The organism is Salipiger marinus (genome assembly GCF_035481585.1).
In the GTDB taxonomy this organism is placed as follows: domain Bacteria; phylum Pseudomonadota; class Alphaproteobacteria; order Rhodobacterales; family Rhodobacteraceae; genus Salipiger; species Salipiger marinus.
Map to the genome: position 1 here is coordinate 297,435 of NZ_JAYKSL010000004.1, position 23,140 is coordinate 320,574.

Here is a 23,140-nt window from a genome sequence, read left to right on the forward strand (position 1 = left end):
ATGGCGGGCGTCAAGCTGACCAATGTCAGAAAGTCCTTCGGCGCGCATGACGTGATCAAGGACGTGTCGCTGGAGGTGCCGAAGGGAGAATTCGGCGTCTTTGTGGGCCCCTCCGGCTGTGGCAAGTCCACCCTGCTGCGGATGATCGCGGGGCTGGAGGACACCAGCGGCGGGCGCATCGAAATCGGCGGGCGCGACGTGACTCACGTGGAACCCGCCAAGCGCGGCGTGGCCATGGTGTTCCAGTCCTACGCGCTTTATCCGCATCTGTCGGTGGCCGAGAACATGGGCTTTTCGCTGTCGCTGGCCCGCGTGCCGAAACAGCAGCGCGAGGAAAAAGTGCGCGAGGCCGCGCGCATCCTGCAGCTGACCGACCATCTGGACAAGAAGCCGTCCGCCCTGTCGGGCGGGCAGCGCCAGCGCGTCGCCATTGGCCGCGCCATCGTGCGCGAACCGGAGGTGTTCCTGTTCGACGAACCGCTGTCGAATCTGGACGCCGAACTGCGGGTGCAGATGCGGCTGGAACTGACCCGGCTGCACCGGCAGATCGGCGCCACCATGATCTATGTGACCCATGATCAGGTGGAGGCGATGACGCTGGCCGACGACATCTTCGTGCTGAAGGGCGGCCATGTGATGCAGGCGGGGCGTCCGCTGTCGCTTTATGACGATCCCGCCAACCGCTTTGTCGCGGGCTTCATCGGCTCGCCCGCCATGAACTTTGTCGAGGCCCGCGTGACCGCCAGCGACGCGCAGGGATTTACCGCGCGCGCCGCAGAGGGAGAGCTGCGCGTGGCGATGACCCGCGACACCCCCGCCCCCGGCACCGATCTGGTGCTGGGCATCCGCCCCGAACATCTGCAGCCCGCCGAACAGGGCCTGCCGGTGACGGTGGAAATGGCCGAAGAACTGGGCGGCAATTCCTATGTGCATGCGCGCAGCGCCACCGGCGCCGATCTGGTCTTCGAACGCCGCGGCTCGCGCGACCGGCTGGACGGGCAGCGCCTGCATCTGGGAGCGGATCCGCAGACCATCTACGCCTTCATCCCGGACGGGCAGAGGCTTCGCTAGGGACCAAGCCGCAGGAGGGCGGCCCCATCAAGGAGGAGGACACTATGACTTACAAGGCATTCATTCTGGCCAGCGCCGTGGCGGCGCTGCTGGCGGGCGCTCCGGCCAGCGCGCAGCAGACGGTGACGTGGTGGGATTTCCTGTCCGGCGGCGACGGCGTGCGGATGAAGGCGCTGATCGACCAGTTCAACAGCGAACATCCCGACATTCAGGTGCAGGCCACCACGCTGGAATGGGGCGTGCCCTTCTACACCAAGGTGCGCACCTCTGCCGCCGTGGGCCGGGGCCCCGATGTGATGACCTATCACCTGTCGCGCCTGCCGCTGGGGCTGGCCGAAGAGGTGCTGACCCCGATCACCGCCGAGGATCTGGACACGGCGGGGCTGGCGGAGGAGGATTTCTTTGCCACGGCCCTTGATGCTGGCAAGGACGCCGAGGGCGCGCTTTATGCCATCCCCTTCGACATCCACGCCATCGTTCTCTATTACAACGCCTCTTATCTGGAAGGCTCGCGCTTTCTGGATGACGAGGGCAAGCTGACCGGCATCGAAAGCCTCGCCGATTTCGAAGAGGCGCTGGCGCTCGCCGCAGAGAACGGCGCCGAATCCCCCGTGACCTATGCCACCGGCGATGATGGCGGCACCTATCGCGTGTTCTACACGCTGCTGGCGCAGCAGGGCGGCACGCTGATTTCCGACGAGGGCGAAATCCTGCCCGGCGACAGCACCGACAAGGCGGTGCGCGCGGTCGAGATCATGACCAAATGGCATCAGGAGGGCTGGCAGCCGGAACAGGCGCTCTATGAAGCCTCGGTCGCGCTGTTCACCTCCGGCAAGTCGGCCTTCCAGCTGAATGGCGTCTGGGAGGTGCCCACGATGACCGATCTGGAAGACGCAGGCGATCTGGGCTTCGACTGGGGCGCCGTCGAGATCCCGCAGCTGATGGACCAGCAGGTGACATGGGCCGACAGCCACGGCTTTGCCATTCCCGTGCAGGGCGACCAGCCCATGGATCCCGAAAAGCGCGAGGCGGTGATGACCGTGATCGGCTGGATGGAAAAGAACGCGATCCAGTGGGCCGATGCGGGCCATATCCCCGCCTACAAGCCCGTGGCGGAAAGCGAGGAGTTTGCGGCGATGCAGCCCAATGCCACCTATGCCTCGCTTGCCGACCGCGCCGCCTATGACCCCCGGTCGGAAATCGCGGGCGTCGCCTCCCCCGCCTATGACGTGGCGATCAACATCATCTCCCCCGCGATCCACGGCTATCTATCGCCCGAAGACGCGGTGGAGCAGATGAAGGCCGAGCTGCAGTCCCGCCTGCGCTGACCCCCTGCCCCCGCCCGTGCCTGCGGCGCGGGGGCATTCCTGACAACAGAAAGAGCCCCGCCATGGCCATGATCCGCAACCGGTCACGCCACCGCCTTGTGGCGCTGTCGCTGATCCTGCCCTTTGCCGCCATCTTCGCGCTGGTCTTTGCCTATCCCGTGGCCGAGGTGGTGCGGATGAGCTTTACCGACGCGCCGCTGATCGGCGGCGGCGACTGGGTGGGCTGGGACAATTACGCCCGCCTGCTGTCGGACCGGCTGTTCTACACCTCGCTGAAAAACAACGGCTATTTCGTGCTGCTGACGGTGGTGCCGACCACGGCCATAGCTCTTGCCATCGCGCTGGCGGTCAACCGGCTGTCGGGGCGGATGCAGGCGCTGGCGCTGGTGCTGTTCTTTACCCCCTATGTGCTGCCGGTGTCGGTGGTCACGCAGATCTGGGCATGGATGCTGGATTTCCAGTTCGGCGTGCTGCAGCCGGTGATCGAGTTCTTCACCGGCAAGCCGGTCCCGGTGTTCAAGAACCCCAACTGGGTGATGCCCGCCGTGGCGGTGGTGACGATCTGGTGGACCAATGGCTTCAACGTGCTGCTGTTCCTTGCCGGTCTGCGCAACATCCCCACCGAGCTTTACGAGGCCGCAGCCCTGGACGGCGCCACCCGGCGGCAGCTGTTTGGGCGCATCACATGGCCGCTGCTGTGGCCGGTCACGGCGCTGGTGCTGACGCTGCAGCTGATCCTGCAGCTGAAGATCTTCGATCAGGTCTATCTGCTGTCCGAAGGCGGGCCGTTCAATTCCAGCTATGTGCTGCTGCTCATGGTCTATCGCGAGGCCTTCCAGCTGAACAACGGCGGCTATGCCGCAGCGGTGTCGCTGGTGCTGTTCCTGCTGATCGTCGTCATCTCGATCCTGCAATTCCAGATCCTGCGCATCGGAGGGCGCAAGTCATGACCCGCCGCATCGAAAACCTCTCGCTCACCGTGCTGACGCTGCTGGCCGGGCTCATCTGGATCTTCCCGCTCTACTGGGCTTTCGTCACCTCGCTGCGCTCTGAAAACCGCGTGGTCTCCGAAGAGGCAGGCGTCTGGCCGGACGAGTTCAACCTGTCCTCCTATGTGGACGCGCTGTTCAACACCTCGCTGATGGACTGGTATGTCAATTCCATCGGCACCTCGCTCATCATCACCGCCATCGTGCTGCTGACCGGCATGATGTGCGCCTATGCGCTGAGCCAGATGGAATTCCCGGGCCGCCGCCTGCTTTACGGCATCGTGCTGGCCAGCTTCATGGTGCCCGCGCAGGCGCTGGTGGTGCCGCAGTTCATCCTGATGAACGATCTCGACCTCATCAACCGCTGGGGCGGCATCATCCTGCCGCAGCTGGTCGTGCCGGTGGTCATCATCGTCTACAAGCAGTTCTTCGACGCCGTGCCCAAGGAGATGCGCGAGGCGGTCACGCTGGATGGCGGCAGCGATTACACCCTGCTGTTCCGCATCTACCTGCCGCTGAACTGGGGCATCACCACGGCGCTTGGCATCATCACCTTCATCATGAGCTGGAATGCCTTTCTCTGGCCCTTCCTCGTCATCACGACCGAGGACATGATGACCATTCCCGTGGGCATCACGCAGGTGAACGATGCCTTCGGCGTGGCCTATGCCCGGATCATGTCGGTGGCGCTGCTGGCGGCGGCCCCGGTGGTCATCGCCTATCTGATCTTCCAGAAGCGCGTGACCGAGGCGGTGATGATCTCCTCCGGCGTCAAGGGCTGATCCCCTGCGGCCGGTCGCTCCCTGACGGCCGCTGCCCTGCCGGCGCTCAGACCTTGAGCGTCGGCAGGCCCAGATCAAACACCGTGGTGCCCCGCGAATCAAGCAGCGCCGTATCCACCAGCTCCGTCATCAGCCGCCGCGCCCCCGCCGGATCCCGCGCCTCGATCCGCGCGAAGACGGCGGCATGTTCCTCCACCGGGTTGCGGGTGTGCGGGTTGGGCATGTCGCGGTAGCGAAAGGCGGTGGTATGGGCCACCGCCGCGCAGATCCCCGCCTCCAGCGCGCCCAGCACCGGGTTCTGCGAACTGGTCAGGATGGCGCGATGAAAGCTGGCATCGGCATTGTGCCACGCGCTTTCCGTCATGTCGCAGGTCCGCATGTCATGCAGCGCGCGGCGGAAGGCGGCCAGATCGGCCTCGGTCCGGCGTTCGGCGGCAAAGGCGGCAGCGGGCGGCTCGATCATCGCCCGCATCTCGTACAGCGCGCGGATATACCAGTCGGGCGGCGCGCCGCTTTCAAAGCTCCAGCGCACCACATCCGGATCCAGCAGCGACCATTTCTCGCGCGGGGCCACCCGCGTGCCGCTGCGGGTGCGGGTGACCAGCATCCCCTTCCCGGCCAGCCGCCGCAGCGCCTCGCGATAGGCGCCGCGCGAAATGCCGGTTTCGGCAAGGAACACCATTTCCTTGGGCACAGGCTCGCCCATGGCGATCTTGCCCGCGACGATCTGCCGTCCGAGCCAGTCCGCGATGGATTCGTTCTTGCGCTTGTCCTGTGTCCGCATCGCCTCGACCAGCGCCACGGCCTCATCCGTTTTCTCTGCCATAGGTCCACTCTAGCCGCCCGCACGCCGCTCCGCAGCAGCGAAAACGCGGCAGGGGAGCCATGCAGGGCCGGAGACAGTCTGCCATAGCCTAAAACTGGACAGCGGCGCAGAATGAAGGTAGCGCAGAACCGCTGGATTCCGCCGCAGAGGCAACATCCAGCAGCGGCCCGCGTGGTGGAAAGGTAGACACAGGGGACTTAAACTCCCCAGACTTCGGTCGTGCCGGTTCGATCCCGGCCGCGGGCACCACCTTCACCGGAAAACACGCAAGTCGATGCCGACAGCCCCACCAAAGCCCCGAGCCGCCTGGGCTGCCAACCACAATCCAGTGAAATCGAAGGAAAACTGGTGCCCCCACACGGACTCGAACCGCGGACCTACTGATTACAAATCAGTTGCTCTACCAGCTGAGCTATAGGGGCACCGTGGGTGCAGGGATATGCCAGCCCGGCCCCGGACTGCAAGCCCGAAACTAACGGTTGGCATGCGCGAGCAGGCCTACGGCGGCGAGCCCCACGCCGATCACCAGCACTGCCGCCGGGGCGGCGCCGCCGAGATTTTCCAGCGACGCCTGTTCATGCACCCGCGTGGCCAGCGTTTCATAGTTGAACGGGCGCAGCAGCAGGGTGGCGGGCAGCTCTTTCACGCAGTCGACAAAGACCAGCAGCAGGGCCGAGGCCAGAGAGCCCCGGATCAGCGGATAGTGCACCTCGGCCAGCACCTGCCCCTGACTGCGCCCCAGCGACCGCGCCGCCAGCGCCAGATTCGGCGACACCCGCCCAAGCGCCGCATCCGCCGCTCCCTGCGCGATGGCGAAAAACCGCACGCAATAGGCCAGCACCAGCGCGAAGGCGGATCCGGTCAGCACCAGCCCGATCTCCTGCCCGGTCACGGCGGCCACGGTGTCCGCCAGCCGGTGATCCAGCGCGGCCAGCGGAATGAGGATGCCGATGCCCAGCACCGCCCCCGGCGCGGCATAGCCGATCGTGGTGACCGGCATCAGCCGGCGCGGCAGCACCCGCCCTGACACCCGCACGCCATAGACCAGAAACAGCCCGCCACACACGGTCAGCACCGCCGCGAGCCCGCCCACCATCAGCGTGTTCAGCCCCGCCCCCCAGAGCGCGGGATCGGCCCAGTTGCGGGCATGGTCCAGCGCATGCGACAGGATCACGCCGCCGGGCAGCAGGAACCCCAGCGCAAAGGGCAGCAGGCAGACCAGCAGCGCCGCCACAGCCGCCGCCCCCGACAGCGGCACGCGGGCCACGGGACGGTGCCGGATCGACAGGTTGAAGAACCGCATCCGGCGGCGCGAGGCTTTTTCCAACAGCACCAGCAGGATGACCAGCGCCAGCACCGTGGTGGCGATCTGCGCGGCGCCGCCTGCGTTGTTGCTTTGCAGCCAGACGCTGAAGATGCCGGTGGTCAGGGTCTGCACCGCAAAATAATCCACCGTGCCGAAATCATTGACCGATTCCATCATCACGATCGCCACCCCCGCCGCGATGGCCGGGCGCGCCAGCGGCAGGCCCACGCGGCAGAACCGCCCCCATGCCCCCGCGCCCAGCGACTGCGCCACCTCGTCGGCGCTGGCGGACTGTTCGCGGAAGGCATTGCGGGCCAGCAGATAGACATAAGGATACTGCGCCGCCGCCAGCACGAGGATCGCCGCCCCCATCGACCGGATTTCCGGAAACCAGTAGTCGCGGGCGGTCTGCCAGCCGAAAGCCTGCCGGAGCCCGGTCTGCACCGGCCCGGAATATTCCAGAAAATCCACCAGCGCATAGGCGCCCACATAGGCCGGAATCGCCAGCGGCAGCAGCAGCAGCCATTCCAGCCAGCGCCGCCCGGGAAACTCGTAGCGCGACACCAGCCATGCGGTCACCGTGCCCGCGACACAGGCCAGCGCCCCCACCCCCGCCATCAGCACCAGCGTGTTGCGCAGATAGCGCGGCAGCGTGGTGGAGATCAGATGTGGCCAGATGTTCTCGCTCGGGAAGAGCGCGATCCAGAGCACGGCAAGGATCGGCGCCACCACCACTGCCGCGATCAGTGCGGCCCCCAGCGACCATGGGTCAGGCAGGCTGGTCAGCCGCAGACGGCGGGCGGTGTGGTCGGCAAGGCTCATGCGGGCATTCTCCTGCGGCGGCCGCGTTCCCCTCGCGGCGAAAGGCCTTATAGTGCAGGCATCGCGCAACAAAAAGAGCAGGCGATGCAGGTCATTCTTCACTTGGGCGTTCACGGCACGGATGAGGACCGTCTGCTGAAGACGCTGTTGCGCAATGCCGATGACTTCCGCCGCGACGGAGTGGCGATCCCCGGGCCAAGCCGGTATCGCACCCTGCTGTCGGAGGTGGTGAATTCGCTGGGCGGCGCGGATCCGGCGGAAGACGCGCGCGAGGTGCTGCTGGACGCGCTGCTGACCGAGGATGCGGTCGATGTGCATCGGCTGATCCTGAGCCACGAGAACCTGCTGTCGGTGCCCAAGCTGGCGCTGGCGGGCGGGCGGCTTTATCGTCGCGCCGAAGAGCGGGTCTGTGCGATCCAGAGGCTGTTCCGCGGCGATGCCGTGGAGGTCTGGATGGGCCTGCGCGACTTTGCCAGCTATCTGCCCGCCGTCTATCGCGAAAGCCCGGCGCAGAGTTTTGACGCGTTTCTGCACGGCGCCGATCCGATGCATCTGCGCTGGTCCAGCCTGATCCGCCGCCTGCGGGAGGCGGCGCCGGAGGTGCCCGTCACCGTCTGGTGCAACGAGGACACGCCGCTGCTCTGGGGGCAGATCCTGCGCGGCATGGCCGGGATCGACGCGGAGCGCAAGATCATCGGATCCTTCGATCTGTTCGCCGACATCATCAGCCCGGAAGGCATGAAGCGGTTCCGCAGCTTCCTCAAGGAGAACGACAGCGTCACCGAAGCGCAGAAGCGCCGCGTGATGATGGCCTTTCTGGACAAATACGCCCTGCCGGAGGCGCTGGAGGAAGAGCTGGATCTGCCGGGCTGGGACGCCGCCTATGTGGACATGCTGACCGAGCTTTACGACGAAGACATGTGGCAGATCAGCCGGATGCCGGGCGTCACCCTGCTGAGCCCCTGATCGCGCGGCGACGGGCGGGCCGCTGTCCCGCAGGGGCGGGAAACGACGCGGGCGCGGCCCTGTCTCAGGTGCCGCGCCCGTCGGGATCAGGCCAAGCGGCGCGGGATCAGATCATCCCCAGCGCGGCTTTATACATTTCCAGCACGGCCTCTTCCTCGGCGATGTCGTCCTTGTCGCGCTTGCGCAGGGCGATGACCTTGCGCATCACCTTGGTGTCGTAGCCGCGCGCCTTGGCTTCCGCCATCAGCTCCTTCTGCTGCTCGGCAACAGACTGCTTTTCGATCTCAAGCTGTTCATATTGTTCGATGAATTGCCGCAATTCCTCGGCGGCCACGCCATAGGCGCCGGAAGTATCGTCCTGCATCTGCTGTTCTCCTGCCGGTATCGCGTCTGGTTACAGGCGGGCGCGCGCCCCATCAAGGGGTTGCGGCAGCGTGGGGGATGGATTACCGGGCTCCCGTTTGCGCAACGGGAAGGAACCGGGCATGGAATGGCTGATCTGGGTAGGCGCGGCGATGTCGCTGCTGGGACTTGTGGGGCTGTTCTGGTGCATCCTGCGCGTCTGGAGCGCGCGCCGCTCCGGGCTTGAGGATGCGGCGCTGCGCGAGGCGGTGCGCAAGGTGGTGCCGCTGAACATGGCGGCGCTGATGCTGTCGGTCTTCGGGCTGGTCATGGTGGTCGTGGGCATTTTCCTCAACTGACAGCCGTCACCTGCCCCGCCGCGTGACAGAGCCCGCCCGGCGGGCGGTGCTCCGTCTCCCGCCGCGCCGTGACGGCGCCTAGACCGGCAGGTTGTCCATCTCCGCCTCCAGCGCGGCGGCGGCCTCTTCACGGATCCGGTCGGCAAGTTCGGCGGGCACCGCCTGCCCCTGCGCGCGCAGTTCGGCGGCCCGCGCGGCGAGTTCGGACAGGGGCGCGGCATCCGCGCTTTCCGGCGCCTGATCTTGCGCCATGGTCCAGGTCTGCAGCGGATCGGTCATGAGCTGTCCTCCTTCATGAGGGGCCCCGCCGGGACAATGTCTGCGGCGCGGCCCCGATGGGTGGTGCCATCCCTGGCCTCATCGATGGCACGATCCGACAGAGTCTGCCCTGCCAGTCCCGGTCCTGCCATGATCCAGGTCAAGGACAGAAAGGTCTTGAAGACATATTCCATTATGATTATATGAACTCCGAACCGAGGGAGCTTTCCATGACCCAGCCCGATGTCACGGCCTTTTTCGACGAGGCCACCAACACGATCTCTTACGTGGCGCGCGATCCGGCGGGCCATTCCTGTGCCATCATCGACAGCGTTCTGGATTTTGACTACGCCTCCGGACGCACCGACACGCGCTCTGCCGATGCCATCATCGCTTTCGTGCGGCAGCACGGGCTGACCGTGGACTGGCTGCTGGAAAGCCATGTCCATGCCGACCATCTGTCCGCCGCGCCCTATATCCAGCAGGCCGTGGGCGGCAAGATCGGCATCGGCGAACGGATCACCGAAGTGCAGGACACCTTCGGCAAGGTGTTCAACGAAGGCACGGAATTCCAGCGCGACGGGTCGCAGTTCGACCGCCTGTTCCGCGAGGGCGACAGTTTCCATATCGGCCAGATGCGCGGTGACGTGCTGCACACGCCCGGACATACCCCCGCCTGCCTGACCTATGTGATCGGCGACGCGGCCTTTGTCGGCGATACGCTGTTCATGCCGGATTTCGGCACGGCGCGCTGTGATTTCCCGGGCGGGTCGTCGGAAACGCTGTTCCGCTCGATCCAGAAGATCCTGTCCCTGCCGGACGAGACCCGGATTTTTGTCGGCCATGACTACAAGGCACCGGGACGCGACAGCTACGCCTGGGAAACCACGGTCGGCGCGCAGAAAGCCTCCAACATCCATGTGGCGGCGGGCACCTCGGCGGAAGAGTTCGTGCAGATGCGCGATGCCCGCGACGCGACGCTGGCCATGCCGCGGCTCATCATCCCGTCGCTGCAGGTGAACATGCGCGCAGGGCAGATGCCGCCCGCCGACGCACAGGGCGACGTCTTTCTGAAAGTGCCCGTCAACAAGCTTTGACCCCGCGCGCGGGCGGGCCGCCACGGCCTGCCCCGCCGCATCGCATTTCCTTGGCATAGGACACGCAGATATCATGCAACTCGACTGGATTTGGGGCCTGATCGGCGGCATGCTGATCGGGACAGGAGGCGCCGTGTTCCTGCTGGTCAACGGCAGGATCATGGGCGCGTCCGGCATCATCGGCACGCTCATTGACGGGACAGCAGGCCGCAGCAGCGGCGAAAAGCTGAGCTTTCTTGGCGGGGTGATCCTGCTTCCGCTGCTGCTGACGCTGATCCCGGCGCTGCGGACGGTGGACACGCATATTTCGCAGATGCCGCTGGTGCTGGTCGCCGCGGGACTGCTGGTCGGGCTGGGCACGCGGCTCGCCAATGGCTGCACCTCCGGTCACGGGGTCTGTGGCATGTCCCGGCTGTCGGTGCGCGGCTTTGCCGCCACCGCCTGTTACATCCTTGCCGGGGTGGCGAGTGTGGCGGTGTTCCGCCATCTTCTGGAGGTGATCTGACATGGCACGACTGGTATTCGCCTTTCTGGCGGGGGGGCTGTTCGGCGCGGGGCTGTTCCTGTCCGGCATGACCGACACCGCCAAGGTGCAGGGGTTTCTTGACGTCTTCGGGGCGTGGGATCCGACGCTGGCATTCGTGATGGGCGGGGCGATGATCCCCATGGCGCTGGCATGGCTTTATGCCCGCGGGCGGCGGCACTCGGTGCTTGGCAGCGCGCTGCCCGCCGCACCGGAGCGCCGGATCGACCGTGGTCTGGTGCTGGGATCGGTGATGTTCGGCACGGGCTGGGGGCTGGCCGGGCTCTGCCCCGGACCCGCCATCGCCGCGCTCAGCTATGGCGGGCCGATGCTGTGGATCTTCGTGGCGGCGATGCTGACCGGCATGGCACTGGCCCCGATGCTGCGGACGAGACTCGACAAGATCGTGGCGGCGGAATAATCCGTCATCATGGAGCTTCGTCAGATCACCCCCCGCTACACCGTCACCCCGCAGATCGCGGTGGAGGATGTGCCCGCCCTGGCCGAGGCAGGCTTCACCCTTGTCATCTGCAACCGGCCCGACGGCGAGGTGCCGCCAGACCTGCAGGCCGAGGCCATCGGTGCTGCGGTCCGGGCCGCTGGCATGGCGTTCGAGGTGCTGCCGGTCACCCATGACGGGCTGACGCTGGACACGATCGAGCGGCAGGCCGCGCTGGTCGCGGACGCGCCCGGCCCGGTTCTGGCCTATTGCCGCTCTGGCACGCGCTGCGCCACGGTCTGGGCCATGGGACAGGCAGGCCAGATGCCGGTGGACGCGATCCTGTCCACCACCGCGGCGGCAGGATATCCGCTCGACGGGCTGCGCCCGACGCTCGACTCCCTCGCACAGCGCGAGACGTGATCCCCACCATCCCGGCATCAGCCGTCCTCCTCCATCGGGGCGGCTGAAAAATCGAAATCGCCCAGATCCTCGCCGCCCATCGCGGCGGAGAAGTCGAACTCCCCCGAATCGAACTCCATCGCGGGCAGATCGGGCAGATCGGCGGCCAGATCCTCGACCGGCGGCGCGGGCAGCGGAGCTGCTGCCATCGGCGGCATCACCGGCGCGTCGGTCACAGGGTCCGGATCGGCGGACATGGCTGCCGCGTCACGGGGCAGACCCGCAGGCCAGCGCAGCCGGATGGCCCGCATCCCGTTCATCTGGCCCAGACGTCCCCCCGCCACCGCATCCCCCTTGCCCGCGTAGAATTCCGCCCCGTCCAGCGCATCGCGCGGCAGCAGCAGCAGATCCCCCGGCTGCAGCGCCTGCGCCGCCCGCAGCGTCAGCCGGATCCGGCACAGCACCGCCTCCATTCGTGCGGGAAGCAGTTTCATCCGCTGTTCATAGGGACCGGGCGCGTCCGGCACTGGCGCCGCCGCGCTCTCCTCGGCCAGCCCCGGCTCCGGAAACAGCAGCAGAAGCTCGCCGCGCCGCCGCCCCAGCGCCAGATCGACCGACACCCGCAGCATCTGGTATTCCGGCGCATCAAGCAGCAGCGCGGCGCTGCGCGCGTCGTCGATCATGGCCCCGAACCGGAACCCTTCGAACCGGGAGCGGAGCGGATGATCCTCCAGATAGCGCACGAAGCGGTCCAGCGCGCCGTCGATCAGCGGCGCCATCATGGCGGCATCGGTCTGGGTCAGCGGCCGGTCGTCCAGCGGCATCTGGGTCACCTGCAGGATCGTCTGCACCTCGATCAGCCCGGTCATCACCTGACGGTCCACCGCCGCGATCCCCAGCACGCCCTCCGGCCCGTCCAGCAGCAGCAGCAGGGTGTCTGCGGGCAGGACGGTGACAAGGTTTTCCTGTTCGACCACTGATAGGTCGATCCCATGCGTCACCAGCGCCAGATCCCACAGCACATCCGCCGTGCGTGACAGCGCCCGACGCAGCGCCTTGGCGGGCGACATCGACCGCGCCTCCAGCGCGCGGCGTGCAGCACTCGCCTTCTGGCTAAGGACATCCTGTCTGGCCACTGCCGCCATTCCCATTCCAGCCCGTTCTCTGGCCCATCTGCCCTAGCTGTATGGCGGCAGAAGGTTACCAAGCGCTTTAACCCGGCGGAAAAACGGCAGGGCTTCGGCCTATTGCGCGGCCAGAGCCAGATCGGCGGGCAGAACCACGCGGAAGGCGGCACCACCCTGCCCGGGCAGATAGGCGATCTCTCCGCCCAGCCGGGTCACGATCTGGCGGCAGATGGCCAGCCCCAGCCCCGCGCCCCCCGCCTTCTGGTCACTCACCCGGCTGAATTTCTCGAAGATCATGTCCTGCGCCTCGGGCGAGATGCCCGAGCCGTTGTCGATGAAATCGATGATCAGCGGCACCCCCGGCGTCACGCGGATGTCCAGCCGGGGCTGGGCGGCGTCGCAGTATTTGCGCGCATTGGCGATCAGGTTGATGAAAACCTGACTGAGCCGGTCCAGATCAGTATGCAGGCGCACGCGTTCGGCCACCGGATCGCGCCGGATCAGCAGCCGCGCGCCGGCGTCATCCGCCGCCGCCGCCGCCGCCGCGCGGTCCAGCACATGGGCCAGCACGCCTTCGCGCAGGTTGAGGTTGACCTGCCCGTTTTCCAGCACTGACAGATCCAGAAGATCGTCCAGCAGCCGGGTCAGGCGGATCGCCTCGTCATGGATGATGGAGGCATATTTGGTTTGCTGCCCCGCACTTAGCCCGTCCGTGTCGCGCAGGATCTCTGAAAAGGCGCGGATCGAGGTCATGGGCGTACGCAGCTCGTGGCTGATCTGGCTCAGGAAGGCGTCTTTCTGCACCGAGAGCCGGGTCAGCTTGGCGTTGACCTCGCGCAGCTGTCCGGCGGTGCGGGCCAGTTCCTGCGACTGCGCCTCCAGCCGGGCGGAATATTCCATCATCTGCGCGGTCTCGTCGGCCACCGCCATCAGATCCTCGACCGAGACCGACATGCCGCCGACGATCTGGCCGACCATGGCATGGGCCGTGGCCGCCCCCACCGAGCCTGCCAGTTCACGCTCCAGCATCTCCAGAAAATCCGGCGTGGGTTCGGGCAGCGGACCCCGGGCGCCCTGACGCCGCGCCTCGCGTTCGAAGAGCGCCTGCGCGTCGCGCGCGCCAAGGATGCGCTGCGCCATGATCATCAGATCCTCGGTCTGCGCCACGCCGCCGGTCCAGCTGCGCGGGCTGGGGGAATGTTCGAAGACATTGACGAACTGCGCGCCCTGCAGCCGTTCCAGCGGCTGCGGAAAGCTGGCCAGCGAGGCGAAAATGAAGCCGCCGGTGTTCAGCGTCATGGACCAGAAAAACGCATGCAGCAGCGGATCCAGCCCCTCGATCCCGAACAGCGCCTGCGGGCGCAGCCAGCCCAGCCCGAAGGGCCCGCCCGTGACCCAAGGTTCGGGCAGGAACACCCCCGCGCCGAAGCTCGGCAGAAACAGCGTGTAGCCCCAGCAGCCGAAGCCCAGCGTCAGCCCGGTGAAGGCGCCCAGCTTGGACGCGCCGCGCCAGAAGATGCCGCCCAACATCGCGGGCAGCACCTGCGCCATCCCCACAAACGACACCAGCCCGATGGTGGCCAGCGCCTCGCCGCCGCCGGACAGGCGGTAATAGAGATAGCCCAGCATCACCACGCCGATGATCGACAGCCGCCGCGCCAGCAGCACCACGCTGCGCACGTCGCCCGACACCTTGGCCCCCGGTTCCGCCAGCCGCAGCCAGAGCGGCATCACCACATGGTTCGACACCATGGTCGAAAGCGCGATGGCCGCGACGATCACCATGGAGGTGGCGGAGCTGAACCCGCCAAGGAAGGACAGCACCGCCAGCCCGTCCTGCCCCTGCGACAGCGGCAGGGTCAGCACGAACAGATCGGGGTTGGAGCCTGCGGGCATCAGGTCCAGCCCGATGACCGCGATCGGCACCACGAACAGCGACATCAGCCCCAGATACAGCGGAAAGGCCCAGCTTGCGGTGCGCAGATGGGTTTCGTGGTCATTCTCCACCACCAGCACCTGAAAGATGCGCGGCAGGCACAGAAAGGCCGCCGCCGACAGCAGCATCAGCCCCGCCCAGCGCCCGCCGTCGATCTCCCACCTGCCCAGCGCCGAGGCGTCGATGCGCGCCAGCGTGGCGGAGAGCCCGCCGCCCAGCCCCCAGACCACGAACACCCCCACCGCCAGCAGCGCTGCCAGCTTCACCACCGCCTCCACCGCGATGGCCATGACCACGCCGTTATGGCGCTCGTTCGCGTCCAGATTGCGGGTGCCGAAGATCACCGTAAACAGCGCAAGCCCTGCGGCCACCCACAGCGCGGTGTGGCCCTTTTCCTCGCCGGGGGCGAGATCCTCGGCACTGAACACCTCGAAGCTCAGCGTGACGGATTGCAGCTGCAGCGCGATATAGGGCGTGGTCCCCACCACCGCGAGGATCGTGACCCCCACCGCCAGCAGGTTGGATTTGCCATAGCGCGACGAGATCAGGTCCGCGACCGAGGTGATGCGCTGCGACCGCCCGATGCGCACCAGCTTGCGCAGGATCCACCACCAGCCCACCAGCACCAGCGACGGGCCCAGATAGATGGTCAGGTATTCGAACCCGGTGCGCACCGCCGAGCCCACCGCACCGTAAAAGGTCCATGCCGTGCAGTAGATCGACAGCGACAGCGTGTAGACCGCCGGGGACCGCAGCCAGCGCACCTGCCCGCGCAGCGCCACCCGTTCGGCGGCAAAGGCCACCGCGAACAGGAAGACCGCATAGGCCAGACAGACCGCGACCAGCGTGTTGAGCATGGTCATTCGCCCGTCTCCGCCTCCTCGCGCCGGCCCAGCGCATAGACCAGCACCGCAGAGCCCAGCACCAGAAAGGCCCAGACCCCGAACAGGTAGACGATGGCGCTGGAGGAGCGCACGCCGCCCTCTTGACCCTGTGGCCAGAGCAGCGGCACCAGCCACAGGAGCAGGCCCAGAAACGGCAGCACCCGCGCCGCATCCATCAGCCGCCTGCGCCGGTAGGACTGCCGTTCCAGAAACACCGGCGCCCTGCGGCGGCGCGGCTCCGGCGGGGTCATGCGTCGCCGTTGAGCGCGCCGTCCATAAGCGCGCGCACGGTGTCCAGCATCTCGCTGTTGGAAAAGGGCTTGGTCATGAAGGCGCTGACCCCTGCCCGTTCCGCCATCTCGCGGTCGCGGGTCTGGCCGCGTGCGGTCAGCATCAGCACCGGCAGATCGGCCAGCCCCGCCTCCGCGCGCAGGTCACGCAGGATGTCATAGCCGCTTTTGCCCGGCAGCATCACGTCGAGGATCACCAGATCGGGCCGCGCGCCGCGCAGGCGCGCATTGGCCGTGGTCCCGTCGGAATGGGTTTCCACCTTCAGCCCCTCGCGGGACAGGATGAAGCTGATCGCTTCGATGATGTTCGGCTCGTCCTCGATCAGCAGCACATGTTTCGACATGGCACCCCTTCCTCCACGGCTGCGGGCTCTCCCCTTCCCGAAACCATGGATCAACTCCCCCGGAGCCCTTGTTATCGCGAATGTTACCGGCCCTGTCAAAACTCCTGTTGCCGGGCATCCCCCAGAAGCGACGGCTCGCGCCGCGCGGGGCAGCCCAGCCGCGCACAGATGCGGCAGGTGACCCCCACCTCTTCGGCAGGCTCTCCTCCGGCGGGGGCGGCGGCAGGGGCGATCATCATATGCGCCTCGAGGATCGGATCGCGGTTCGGCTCCGGCAGGGCGGCGGGCTGCGCCACGGCATAGGCCTGCACCACCGATCCCTGCCGCCCGGCAAAGCGCAGCCGCCGCGCCAGCACCGCCATGGGGCGGCTCAGCGCCGGAAACAGCGGCCAGAGCGGGCAGTCGGCGCCAAAGCGCGGGATCGGGAAATCCGGCAGCGGCTTGCCGAAGGTCAGCGCACCAGAGGCGTCGCAGATCGCCAGCCCCACCGGACCGCAGGGCGCATCGGCAGGCAGCGCCGCCAGACGCCGCATCATCCGCGCCGGGTCACTGTCGAACCGCCGCGCCAGCGCCAGAGGATCGGCACCCAGCTGGGCCACCGCCTCCAGCAGGGCGGGCAGCGGCAGGGCTGCGGCATCCGCTGCCTGACGGCGCAGCGCCCGGCGCAGCAGGGCCCGGGCGCTGTCCGACAGGTCGCGGCCCAGCCCCGCCGCCACCTCCTCTGGCGGCTGGCCCGCCTCCAGCGCCGGAAAGTGGTAGCCCGCCGCCGCGAACACCGCCGTCATCTCCTCCAGCGGGGTGACGCTTTCGGTGGCGCCCCGGCCTTCGCTGTCCAGATAGCTGACCAGCGCGCGGCTGCTCTGCGCCAGCCGGGCGCTGTCTTCGTAGATGTTGCGGTGAAAGCGGCGCTGCCAGTCGGGATCAATCTCTCCGGGTTCGGCAAGGATCGAGGCGGCGGAACGGATCGCGGTCACGGTGGACAGCATCTCGTGCAGGGTTTCGGCCAGATGCGGGTCATGGGCCAGCCGGTCCGACAGGGTTTCGACGCTGCGCTCCAGCATCTCCACCCGGCCCCGCGCCTCGGCCAGCAGCCGCGCCCAGCCCGGAAAGCGCCCGGCAAACTCATCCGCCCGGTCCAGTTCGGCGGTGCTGCTGCGGCTGGCGCTGGCCGCTTCGCGCAGCGTCGCGATCAGCGCGGCCTCGGCCCCTTCGGTCAGCATCGACGGTTCGACCCCCAGCACCTGCGCGATGTCCAGAAGCAGCTTGCCGCCGATTCTGCGGCGATTGTGTTCGATCAGATTGAGATAGGAGGCTGAAATCCCGGCCTGCCGCGCCAGATCCGCCTGTTTCAGCCCCAGAATGGTGCGCCTTTCGCGGATCCGGCTGCCTGTCAACGTGTCGCGCGGCATGGGGCTTTTCCTGTGCTATCAACGGCTTTCTGCAGCGCGATATAAAATTATTTACCACGCCGGATCACATCCTGTTCATTTGTTGACAAAAAAATCCTGAATTGCAAAGCTGTTGTTGCGGAATTTTCGGTCTTTGCCAGATACTGATTTTGCACGGAACCGTGCCCGCACGCCGAAGGGAAGAGGAGCCCGTCGTCGTGCAGATCACCAAATGGGAGGATTCAATGTCCAACACTCTGACACGCCGCGGCGTGCTGAGGTCGGGTGCCGTGGCCGGTGCTGGCGTCGCGCTGCCGACGATCTTCACCGGCTCATCCGCCTCTGCCTTCACCAATGAACCCACCGGCGACACCGTCACGCTGGGCTTCAACGTGCCACAGACCGGCCCCTATGCAGACGAGGGCGCGGACGAGCTGCGCGCGCTGGAACTGGCGGTGGAACACCTGAACGGCGGCGGCGATGGCGGCATGCTGCAGACCTTCTCCTCCAAGGCGCTGGACGGCACCGGCATCCTTGGCAAGAAGGTCGCCTATGTCAGCGGTGACACGCAGACCAAATCCGACGCCGCCCGCGCCTCCGCCAAGTCCATGATCGAAAAAGACGGCGCGGTGATGATCACCGGCGGCTCGTCCTCGGGCGTGGCCGTGGCCGTGCAGGGGCTGTGCCAAGAGGCGGGCGTGATCTTCATGGCCGGTCTCACCCATTCCAACGACACCACCGGCAAGGACAAGAAAGCCAACGGATTCCGCCACTTCTTCAACGCCTACATGTCGGCTGCGGCGCTGGCGCCGGTGCTGTCGCAGCTTTATGGTGACGAACGCCGCGCCTATCACCTGACCGCCGACTACACCTGGGGCTGGACGCAGCAGGAATCCATCGCCGCCGCCACCGAGGCCTTGGGCTGGGAAACCGTGGAGAACGTGCTGACGCCGCTCGCCCAGACCGATTTCTCCTCCTATATCGCGCCGGTGCTGAATTCCGGCGCCGACGTGCTGGTGCTGAACCACTATGGCGGAAACATGGTCAACTCGCTGACCAACGCCGTGCAGTTCGGCCTGCGCGAAAAGCAGGTGAACGGCAAGAATTTCGAAATCGTCGTGCCGCTTTATTCCGAACTGATGGCCAAGGGGGCCGGCGCCAACATCAAGGGCATCGTCGGTTCGCAGAACTGGGACTGGAAGCTGGAGAACGAGCGCGGCGCCAAATACACCGGCTCCAACGCCTTCGTGAAATCCTTCGGCGAGAAATACGGCTTCCCGCCCAGCCAGGCGGCACAGACCTGCTACGCGCAGGCGCTGCTTTACGCCGATGCCGTGGCCCGCGCGGGCAGCTTCAACCCCTGCGCCGTGGGCGAGGCGCTGGAGGATTTCGCCTTCGACGGTCTGGGCAATGGTCCCACCACCTACCGCAAGGGCGATCACCAGTGCTTCAAGGACGTGCTGGTGGTGCGTGGCGCGGAAAATCCCTCCGACGAATACAACCTTGTCGAGATCGTCGAGGTCACGCCGGTGGAACAGGTCACCTATGACCCCGAACACCCGATGTTCGCGGGCGGCAATCTGGGATCCTGCAACGCGGGCGTCTGACCCGCCGCACGGCCCTTCTCCGCGTTCCCGGCCCCGTGCCGGGAACGTCTTTCCCCGTATCCTCTGACCTCGAAGGCCGGGACATGGACGCCATCATCCTGCAAATCCTGAACGGACTCGACAAGGGCTCCGCCTATGCGCTGATCGCGCTGGGGCTTACGCTTATCTTCGGCACGCTTGGTGTCGTCAACTTCGCGCATGGCGCGCTGTTCATGATCGGCGCCTTCTGCGCCGTCACGCTCAGCCGCCTGCTGACGCTCAGCCATCAGGTCCTTGACGAAAGCCGCAAGGATTTCCTTGGCAATCCGCTGAAGGTCGACGTGCCCTATGTCACCGAATGGTTCGGAGAGACGACCGGCGCCGCCATCATCGACTGGGCGGTGCCGCTGGCCATCCTGTTTTCCATCCCCGTCATGATCCTGATCGGGGTCATCATGGAACGCGGGCTGATCAAGCATTTCTACAAGCGCCCCCATGCCGACCAGATCCTCGTGACCTTCGGGCTGGCCATCGTGCTGCAGGAAATCATCAAGTATTTCTATGGCGCCAATCCCATTCCGACCCCCGCCCCCGAGGTGTTCCGCGGGTCGTTCGATTTCGGCGTGCTGCTTGGGTTCGATCCGAACGCGGTGATCTATCCCTACTGGCGGCTGGTCTATTTCGGCTTTGCCGCGCTCATCATCGGCGGCGTCTTCGCCTTCCTGCAGTTCACCACTTTCGGCATGGTGGTGCGCGCGGGCATGGCCGACCGCGAAACCGTGGGCCTGCTGGGCATCAACATCGACAAGCGGTTCACCATCATGTTCGGGCTGGCCGCCGCCGTGGCGGGACTGGCAGGGGTGATGTACGCGCCGATCAATTCGCCCAACTATCACATGGGCATGGATTTTCTGGTGCTCAGCTTCGTGGTCGTCGTGGTGGGCGGCATGGGCTCGCTGCCCGGTGCGGTGCTGGCGGGCTTCCTGCTGGGGATTCTCGAAAGCTTCGCCTCGATGAACCAGATCAAGGCCATCCTGCCCGGCATTGACCAGATCATCATCTATCTGGTGGCCATCATCATTCTGCTGACCCGTCCGCGTGGCCTCATGGGCCGCAAGGGCGTGATGGAGGACTAAGCATGTTCGGTCTCGGCAAGAAAGACCTGTCCCTGTTCCTGATCGTCGTGGGGCTGGCGCTGTTCGCCCCCTTCCTCCTGAACCCCTTCCCCACCGGCAGTTCGCTGGCGCAGTTCAACGCGGGCTATCCCGACCTGATGCAGCGTTTCGTGATCTTCGGCATCTTCGCCATCGGCTTCAACCTGCTGTTCGGGCTGACCGGCTACCTGTCCTTTGGCCATGCCGCCTTTCTGGGCATGGGATCCTATGCCGCCGTCTGGATGTTCAAGCTGCTGAGCATGAACGTGATTCCGGCCATCCTGCTGTCCATGGTGGTGGCCGGGCTGTTTGCCGTGGTCATCGGCTATGTCAGCCTGCGGCGGTCGGGCATCTACTTCTCGATCCTCACGCTCGCCTTCGCGCAGATGAGCTACAACCTTGCCTATTCGGTGCTGACCCCCATCACCAATGGCGAAACCGGGCTGCAGATCACGCTCAACGATCCGCGCATCTTCGGCGTCAGCGCCACGGCGGATGGCGGCATTCCGGTGACCAACCTCTTCGGGCTGGAAATGCGCAGCGCCACCACGCTCGACATCGCGGGCTGGAGCTTCAGCTTTTCGGCGGGCTATTACCTCTGCGCGATCATGATGATCCTCGCCTTCTATCTTGCCATCCGCATCTTCCGCTCGCCCTTCGGGCTGATGCTGCGGGCGATCAAGTCGAACCAGCACCGGCTGAACTATACCGGTCTGAATGCGCGGCCCTATACGCTGGCGGTGTTTGTCATCTCCGGCATGTATGCGGGGCTGGCGGGCGGGCTGCTCGCCTCGATGGATCCGCTGGCCGGGCCCGAGCGCATGCAATGGACCGCCTCCGGCGAGGTGGTGCTGATGACCATTCTGGGCGGCGCGGGCACGCTGATCGGGCCGGTGCTGGGCGCGGGCTTCATCAAGTATTTCGAGAACATCTTCTCCAAGATCAATGACGGCGTGCTGCACAGCTGGTTCGCCTTCCTGCCCGACGGCATCGAAAATCTGGTGGTCGGGCTGATCCATCCCTTCGTGGGCAAGGGCTGGCACCTGACGCTGGGGCTGATGTTCATGCTGGTGGTGATCTTCCTGCCCGGCGGTCTGGTGGAGGGCGGCCAGCGCATCGGACGCCTGATGCGGCGGCGCAAAAAACCGGCGCAGGATCCGCGCAAGCCCAGCCCCAACCCCGCCGAATAAGGAGCACGTCATGGGTATTCTTGAAGTCAAGGACGTGAACAAGCGCTTCGGCGGGCTGAAGGCGCTGTCAGAGGTCAACCTGTCGGTGCGCGAAAACAGCGTGCATGCCATCATCGGCCCCAATGGCGCGGGCAAATCCACGCTGCTCAACTGTCTGGTGGGCAAGCTGATCCCCGACACCGGGTCGGTGCTGTTCGACGGGCAGTCGGTGCTGGGGCGCAAACCCTTCGAGATCAACCAGATGGGGATCTCCCGCGTGTTCCAGACACCCGAGATCTTCGGCGATCTGACGGTGATGGAAAACATGATGATCCCGCTGTTTGCGCGGCGGGACGGGTCCTTCCGCCTGCATGCCATCCGTTCGGTGCGGGCGGAACGCGCGCTGGTGGAACGCGCCGAACAGATGCTCACCGATGTCAAGATGATCGACAAACGCAGCATGCACGCGGCCTCCATGTCGCGCGGCGACAAACGGCGGCTGGAAATGGCCATGTGTCTGGTGCAGGAGCCGCGGCTGCTGCTGCTGGACGAACCCACCGCCGGCATGGCGCGCGCCGACACCAACAACACCATCGATCTGCTGAAAGAGATCAAGGAGTCGCGCAACATCACCATGGCGATCATCGAACACGACATGCATGTGGTGTTTTCGCTGGCCGACCGCATCACCGTTCTGGCCCAGGGCACGCCGCTGGTCGAAGACACGCCTGCCAACATCAAGGGCCATCCCAAGGTCCGAGAGGCCTACTTAGGCGAACACGCCTGATCCCCCCTGCTGAACGGAGCCCAACATCATGAATGTCAGACCGGATTTTTCCAAGAACGCCAATCAGGCCGAAACCGCCCCCGCCTTCCTGTCGGTCTGGGACATGCATTCCTATTACGGCGAAAGCTATATCGTGCAGGGGATCAGCTTCAACGTGCACGAGGGCGAGATCGTGGCGCTTCTGGGGCGCAACGGCGCGGGCAAGACCACCACGCTGCGCTCCATCGCCCGGCTGGGCAACCCGCAGGTGCAGCGCGGCGAGATCTGGCTGGATCACCAGCCGCTGCACCGCATGTCGTCGCATCAGGCGGCGGTGGCGGGGCTGGGGCTGGTGCCCGAGGACCGGCGGATCATTGCGGGCCTGACGGTGGAAGAGAACCTGCAGCTTGCCCAGATCGCGCCGCCGGTCGGCTGGTCGCTGGACCGGCTTTACCAGCTCTTTCCGCGACTTGGAGAGCGGCGCAAGCAGGAAGGTGTCACGCTGTCGGGGGGCGAACAGCAGATGCTGGCGATCGCCCGAGCGCTGGCGCGCGACATCAAGCTGCTGCTTCTGGACGAGCCCTACGAGGGGCTGGCCCCGGTGATCGTGGACGAGATCGAAAAAACCCTGCGCCACATCAAGGAACAGGGCATGACCACGGTTCTGGTGGAACAGAACGCGGTGCGCGCGCTGCAGCTGGCGGACCGCGCGATCATCCTCGATACCGGCTCCATCGTCTTTGACGGCACCGCCGCCGAGGTGCTGGAGAATGAAAGCCTGCGGGCGGAGTATCTGGCGATCTGACGGCGGGATCCCCGGCTTGCGACCAAAGCGGTCTTGATTTCCCGGTCCGGGCACGCATGCTCTGCGCAAAGAGGAGAGAATGCCATGACCCATCAGTCCACCTACCCGCCCTCGGCGGAATTTGTGTCGCGGGCGCACGTGGATGCGTCCGGGTATGAGGCGATGTATGCGCGGTCGCTGT

The 23,140-nt window shown here is 66.1% G+C and carries 24 protein-coding genes and 2 tRNA genes; 16 read left to right on the forward strand and 10 right to left on the reverse strand.

What is annotated here, in order from left to right; all coding sequences use genetic code 11:
• The 4 genes from VK682_RS07930 (at position 1) to VK682_RS07945 (ending at position 4,170) form a co-directional block, all read left to right on the forward strand.
• Positions 1-1,071 (forward strand): ABC transporter ATP-binding protein, encoded by a 1,071-nt coding sequence (locus VK682_RS07930; RefSeq protein ID WP_324781636.1) that lies wholly within the window; start codon positions 1-3, stop codon positions 1,069-1,071.
• A 44-nt stretch (positions 1,072-1,115) separates the two neighbouring features.
• Positions 1,116-2,399 (forward strand): extracellular solute-binding protein, encoded by a 1,284-nt coding sequence (locus tag VK682_RS07935; protein ID WP_230797411.1) that lies wholly within the window; start codon positions 1,116-1,118, stop codon positions 2,397-2,399.
• A 62-nt stretch (positions 2,400-2,461) separates the two neighbouring features.
• Complete coding sequence (locus VK682_RS07940; RefSeq protein ID WP_165616777.1) at positions 2,462-3,349, forward strand: carbohydrate ABC transporter permease; 888 nt, start codon at positions 2,462-2,464, stop codon at positions 3,347-3,349.
• Positions 3,346-4,170, forward strand: a complete 825-nt coding sequence (locus VK682_RS07945; protein ID WP_089845976.1) for a carbohydrate ABC transporter permease — start codon at positions 3,346-3,348, stop codon at positions 4,168-4,170. Before VK682_RS07940 ends, VK682_RS07945 begins: the two co-directional genes overlap by 4 nt.
• 46 nt (positions 4,171-4,216) lie before the next feature.
• Here VK682_RS07945 and VK682_RS07950 read toward each other — a convergent pair whose 3' ends face one another.
• Positions 4,217-4,996 carry a FadR/GntR family transcriptional regulator gene (locus VK682_RS07950; protein ID WP_089845978.1) on the reverse strand — a complete coding sequence of 260 codons (780 nt, stop codon included), beginning with the start codon at positions 4,994-4,996 and terminating at the stop codon, positions 4,217-4,219.
• A gap of 165 nt (positions 4,997-5,161) precedes the next feature.
• On the opposite strand from VK682_RS07950, the gene VK682_RS07955 reads away from it, so the two are divergent.
• Positions 5,162-5,245, forward strand: a tRNA-Leu gene (locus tag VK682_RS07955).
• 97 nt (positions 5,246-5,342) lie between these two features.
• Here the strand turns inward: VK682_RS07955 and VK682_RS07960 are convergent.
• Together VK682_RS07960 and VK682_RS07965 are read right to left on the reverse strand one after the other, a co-directional pair.
• Positions 5,343-5,418 (reverse strand) — tRNA-Thr (locus VK682_RS07960).
• A gap of 50 nt (positions 5,419-5,468) precedes the next feature.
• Entirely contained in the window at positions 5,469-7,124 is a 1,656-nt protein-coding gene (locus VK682_RS07965) for an ABC transporter permease (protein WP_230798048.1), read from the reverse strand.
• An 84-nt stretch (positions 7,125-7,208) separates the two neighbouring features.
• Here VK682_RS07965 and VK682_RS07970 point away from each other — a divergent pair, with 84 nt between their 5' ends.
• Positions 7,209-8,090: a hypothetical protein gene (locus tag VK682_RS07970; protein ID WP_230798047.1), complete on the forward strand. Its 882-nt coding sequence runs from the start codon at positions 7,209-7,211 to the stop codon at positions 8,088-8,090.
• A gap of 106 nt (positions 8,091-8,196) precedes the next feature.
• On the opposite strand, the gene VK682_RS07975 is transcribed toward VK682_RS07970, so the two are convergent.
• The gene (locus VK682_RS07975; RefSeq protein WP_089846064.1) at positions 8,197-8,454 is read right to left on the reverse strand and encodes a DUF2312 domain-containing protein; all 258 of its coding nucleotides are present in this window, start codon (positions 8,452-8,454) and stop codon (positions 8,197-8,199) included.
• A gap of 121 nt (positions 8,455-8,575) precedes the next feature.
• Between VK682_RS07975 and VK682_RS07980 the strand changes: the two genes are divergently transcribed.
• On the forward strand, positions 8,576-8,791 hold the full coding sequence (locus tag VK682_RS07980; RefSeq protein ID WP_089846066.1) for a hypothetical protein: 216 nt from the start codon (positions 8,576-8,578) through the stop codon (positions 8,789-8,791).
• A gap of 78 nt (positions 8,792-8,869) precedes the next feature.
• Here VK682_RS07980 and VK682_RS07985 read toward each other — a convergent pair whose 3' ends face one another.
• A complete protein-coding gene (locus VK682_RS07985) occupies positions 8,870-9,070 on the reverse strand; it encodes a hypothetical protein (protein WP_089846068.1) in 201 nt (66 codons plus the stop codon).
• A gap of 209 nt (positions 9,071-9,279) precedes the next feature.
• Here VK682_RS07985 and VK682_RS07990 point away from each other — a divergent pair, with 209 nt between their 5' ends.
• The 4 genes from VK682_RS07990 (at position 9,280) to VK682_RS08005 (ending at position 11,531) form a co-directional block, all read left to right on the forward strand.
• Positions 9,280-10,146 (forward strand): MBL fold metallo-hydrolase, encoded by an 867-nt coding sequence (locus tag VK682_RS07990; RefSeq protein ID WP_089846070.1) that lies wholly within the window; start codon positions 9,280-9,282, stop codon positions 10,144-10,146.
• 73 nt (positions 10,147-10,219) lie between these two features.
• Complete coding sequence (locus VK682_RS07995) at positions 10,220-10,651, forward strand: YeeE/YedE family protein (RefSeq protein ID WP_230798046.1); 432 nt, start codon at positions 10,220-10,222, stop codon at positions 10,649-10,651.
• 1 nt (position 10,652) lies between these two features.
• Complete coding sequence (locus VK682_RS08000) at positions 10,653-11,090, forward strand: DUF6691 family protein (protein ID WP_230798045.1); 438 nt, start codon at positions 10,653-10,655, stop codon at positions 11,088-11,090.
• 9 nt (positions 11,091-11,099) lie between these two features.
• Complete coding sequence (locus VK682_RS08005) at positions 11,100-11,531, forward strand: protein tyrosine phosphatase family protein (RefSeq protein WP_230798044.1); 432 nt, start codon at positions 11,100-11,102, stop codon at positions 11,529-11,531.
• Positions 11,532-11,548: 17 nt separating this feature from the next.
• On the opposite strand, the gene VK682_RS08010 is transcribed toward VK682_RS08005, so the two are convergent.
• The 5 genes from VK682_RS08010 to VK682_RS08030 form a co-directional block, all read right to left on the reverse strand.
• Positions 11,549-12,655, reverse strand: coding sequence for a flagellar motor switch protein FliM (locus VK682_RS08010; protein WP_324781637.1), 1,107 nt, complete (start codon positions 12,653-12,655; stop codon positions 11,549-11,551).
• Between the two features lie 99 nt (positions 12,656-12,754).
• Positions 12,755-15,436, reverse strand: coding sequence for an ATP-binding protein (locus VK682_RS08015; protein ID WP_324781638.1), 2,682 nt, complete (start codon positions 15,434-15,436; stop codon positions 12,755-12,757).
• Positions 15,433-15,708, reverse strand: a complete 276-nt coding sequence (locus VK682_RS08020) for a hypothetical protein (protein WP_089846081.1) — start codon at positions 15,706-15,708, stop codon at positions 15,433-15,435. Before VK682_RS08020 ends, VK682_RS08015 begins: the two co-directional genes overlap by 4 nt.
• Entirely contained in the window at positions 15,705-16,091 is a 387-nt protein-coding gene (locus tag VK682_RS08025) for a response regulator transcription factor (RefSeq protein WP_089846083.1), read from the reverse strand. The genes VK682_RS08020 and VK682_RS08025 overlap by 4 nt, the downstream gene beginning before the upstream one ends.
• 95 nt (positions 16,092-16,186) lie before the next feature.
• Positions 16,187-17,500: a helix-turn-helix domain-containing protein gene (locus tag VK682_RS08030; RefSeq protein ID WP_230798042.1), complete on the reverse strand. Its 1,314-nt coding sequence runs from the start codon at positions 17,498-17,500 to the stop codon at positions 16,187-16,189.
• Between the two features lie 224 nt (positions 17,501-17,724).
• Between VK682_RS08030 and VK682_RS08035 the strand changes: the two genes are divergently transcribed.
• The 5 genes from VK682_RS08035 to VK682_RS08055 all read left to right on the forward strand — a co-directional run bounded on the left by VK682_RS08035 (position 17,725) and on the right by VK682_RS08055 (position 22,959).
• Positions 17,725-19,086, forward strand: coding sequence for a substrate-binding protein (locus VK682_RS08035; protein WP_089846128.1), 1,362 nt, complete (start codon positions 17,725-17,727; stop codon positions 19,084-19,086).
• A gap of 83 nt (positions 19,087-19,169) precedes the next feature.
• Positions 19,170-20,201 carry a branched-chain amino acid ABC transporter permease gene (locus VK682_RS08040; RefSeq protein ID WP_089846086.1) on the forward strand — a complete coding sequence of 344 codons (1,032 nt, stop codon included), beginning with the start codon at positions 19,170-19,172 and terminating at the stop codon, positions 20,199-20,201.
• Positions 20,202-20,203: 2 nt separating this feature from the next.
• The gene (locus tag VK682_RS08045; protein ID WP_089846088.1) at positions 20,204-21,409 is read left to right on the forward strand and encodes a branched-chain amino acid ABC transporter permease; all 1,206 of its coding nucleotides are present in this window, start codon (positions 20,204-20,206) and stop codon (positions 21,407-21,409) included.
• A gap of 10 nt (positions 21,410-21,419) precedes the next feature.
• Positions 21,420-22,175, forward strand: a complete 756-nt coding sequence (locus VK682_RS08050; protein ID WP_089846091.1) for an ABC transporter ATP-binding protein — start codon at positions 21,420-21,422, stop codon at positions 22,173-22,175.
• Between the two features lie 28 nt (positions 22,176-22,203).
• Complete coding sequence (locus VK682_RS08055) at positions 22,204-22,959, forward strand: ABC transporter ATP-binding protein (RefSeq protein WP_089846093.1); 756 nt, start codon at positions 22,204-22,206, stop codon at positions 22,957-22,959.
• Positions 22,960-23,140: the final 181 nt, after the last annotated feature.

Excerpts from the sequence above, each read along its gene's own strand:
- VK682_RS07930 (WP_324781636.1), top strand. The coding sequence starts at position 1 with ATGGCGGGCGTCAAGCTGACCAATGTCAGAAAGTCCTTCGGCGCGCAT.
- VK682_RS07935 (WP_230797411.1), top strand. The coding sequence starts at position 1,116 with ATGACTTACAAGGCATTCATTCTGGCCAGCGCCGTGGCGGCGCTGCTG.
- VK682_RS07940 (WP_165616777.1), top strand. The coding sequence starts at position 2,462 with ATGGCCATGATCCGCAACCGGTCACGCCACCGCCTTGTGGCGCTGTCG.
- VK682_RS07945 (WP_089845976.1), top strand. The coding sequence starts at position 3,346 with ATGACCCGCCGCATCGAAAACCTCTCGCTCACCGTGCTGACGCTGCTG.
- VK682_RS07950 (WP_089845978.1), bottom strand. The coding sequence starts at position 4,996 with ATGGCAGAGAAAACGGATGAGGCCGTGGCGCTGGTCGAGGCGATGCGG.
- VK682_RS07965 (WP_230798048.1), bottom strand. The coding sequence starts at position 7,124 with ATGAGCCTTGCCGACCACACCGCCCGCCGTCTGCGGCTGACCAGCCTG.
- VK682_RS07970 (WP_230798047.1), top strand. The coding sequence starts at position 7,209 with ATGCAGGTCATTCTTCACTTGGGCGTTCACGGCACGGATGAGGACCGT.
- VK682_RS07975 (WP_089846064.1), bottom strand. The coding sequence starts at position 8,454 with ATGCAGGACGATACTTCCGGCGCCTATGGCGTGGCCGCCGAGGAATTG.
- VK682_RS07980 (WP_089846066.1), top strand. The coding sequence starts at position 8,576 with ATGGAATGGCTGATCTGGGTAGGCGCGGCGATGTCGCTGCTGGGACTT.
- VK682_RS07985 (WP_089846068.1), bottom strand. The coding sequence starts at position 9,070 with ATGACCGATCCGCTGCAGACCTGGACCATGGCGCAAGATCAGGCGCCG.
- VK682_RS07990 (WP_089846070.1), top strand. The coding sequence starts at position 9,280 with ATGACCCAGCCCGATGTCACGGCCTTTTTCGACGAGGCCACCAACACG.
- VK682_RS07995 (WP_230798046.1), top strand. The coding sequence starts at position 10,220 with ATGCAACTCGACTGGATTTGGGGCCTGATCGGCGGCATGCTGATCGGG.
- VK682_RS08000 (WP_230798045.1), top strand. The coding sequence starts at position 10,653 with ATGGCACGACTGGTATTCGCCTTTCTGGCGGGGGGGCTGTTCGGCGCG.
- VK682_RS08005 (WP_230798044.1), top strand. The coding sequence starts at position 11,100 with ATGGAGCTTCGTCAGATCACCCCCCGCTACACCGTCACCCCGCAGATC.
- VK682_RS08010 (WP_324781637.1), bottom strand. The coding sequence starts at position 12,655 with ATGGCGGCAGTGGCCAGACAGGATGTCCTTAGCCAGAAGGCGAGTGCT.
- VK682_RS08015 (WP_324781638.1), bottom strand. The coding sequence starts at position 15,436 with ATGACCATGCTCAACACGCTGGTCGCGGTCTGTCTGGCCTATGCGGTC.
- VK682_RS08020 (WP_089846081.1), bottom strand. The coding sequence starts at position 15,708 with ATGACCCCGCCGGAGCCGCGCCGCCGCAGGGCGCCGGTGTTTCTGGAA.
- VK682_RS08025 (WP_089846083.1), bottom strand. The coding sequence starts at position 16,091 with ATGTCGAAACATGTGCTGCTGATCGAGGACGAGCCGAACATCATCGAA.
- VK682_RS08030 (WP_230798042.1), bottom strand. The coding sequence starts at position 17,500 with ATGCCGCGCGACACGTTGACAGGCAGCCGGATCCGCGAAAGGCGCACC.
- VK682_RS08035 (WP_089846128.1), top strand. The coding sequence starts at position 17,725 with ATGTCCAACACTCTGACACGCCGCGGCGTGCTGAGGTCGGGTGCCGTG.
- VK682_RS08040 (WP_089846086.1), top strand. The coding sequence starts at position 19,170 with ATGGACGCCATCATCCTGCAAATCCTGAACGGACTCGACAAGGGCTCC.
- VK682_RS08045 (WP_089846088.1), top strand. The coding sequence starts at position 20,204 with ATGTTCGGTCTCGGCAAGAAAGACCTGTCCCTGTTCCTGATCGTCGTG.
- VK682_RS08050 (WP_089846091.1), top strand. The coding sequence starts at position 21,420 with ATGGGTATTCTTGAAGTCAAGGACGTGAACAAGCGCTTCGGCGGGCTG.
- VK682_RS08055 (WP_089846093.1), top strand. The coding sequence starts at position 22,204 with ATGAATGTCAGACCGGATTTTTCCAAGAACGCCAATCAGGCCGAAACC.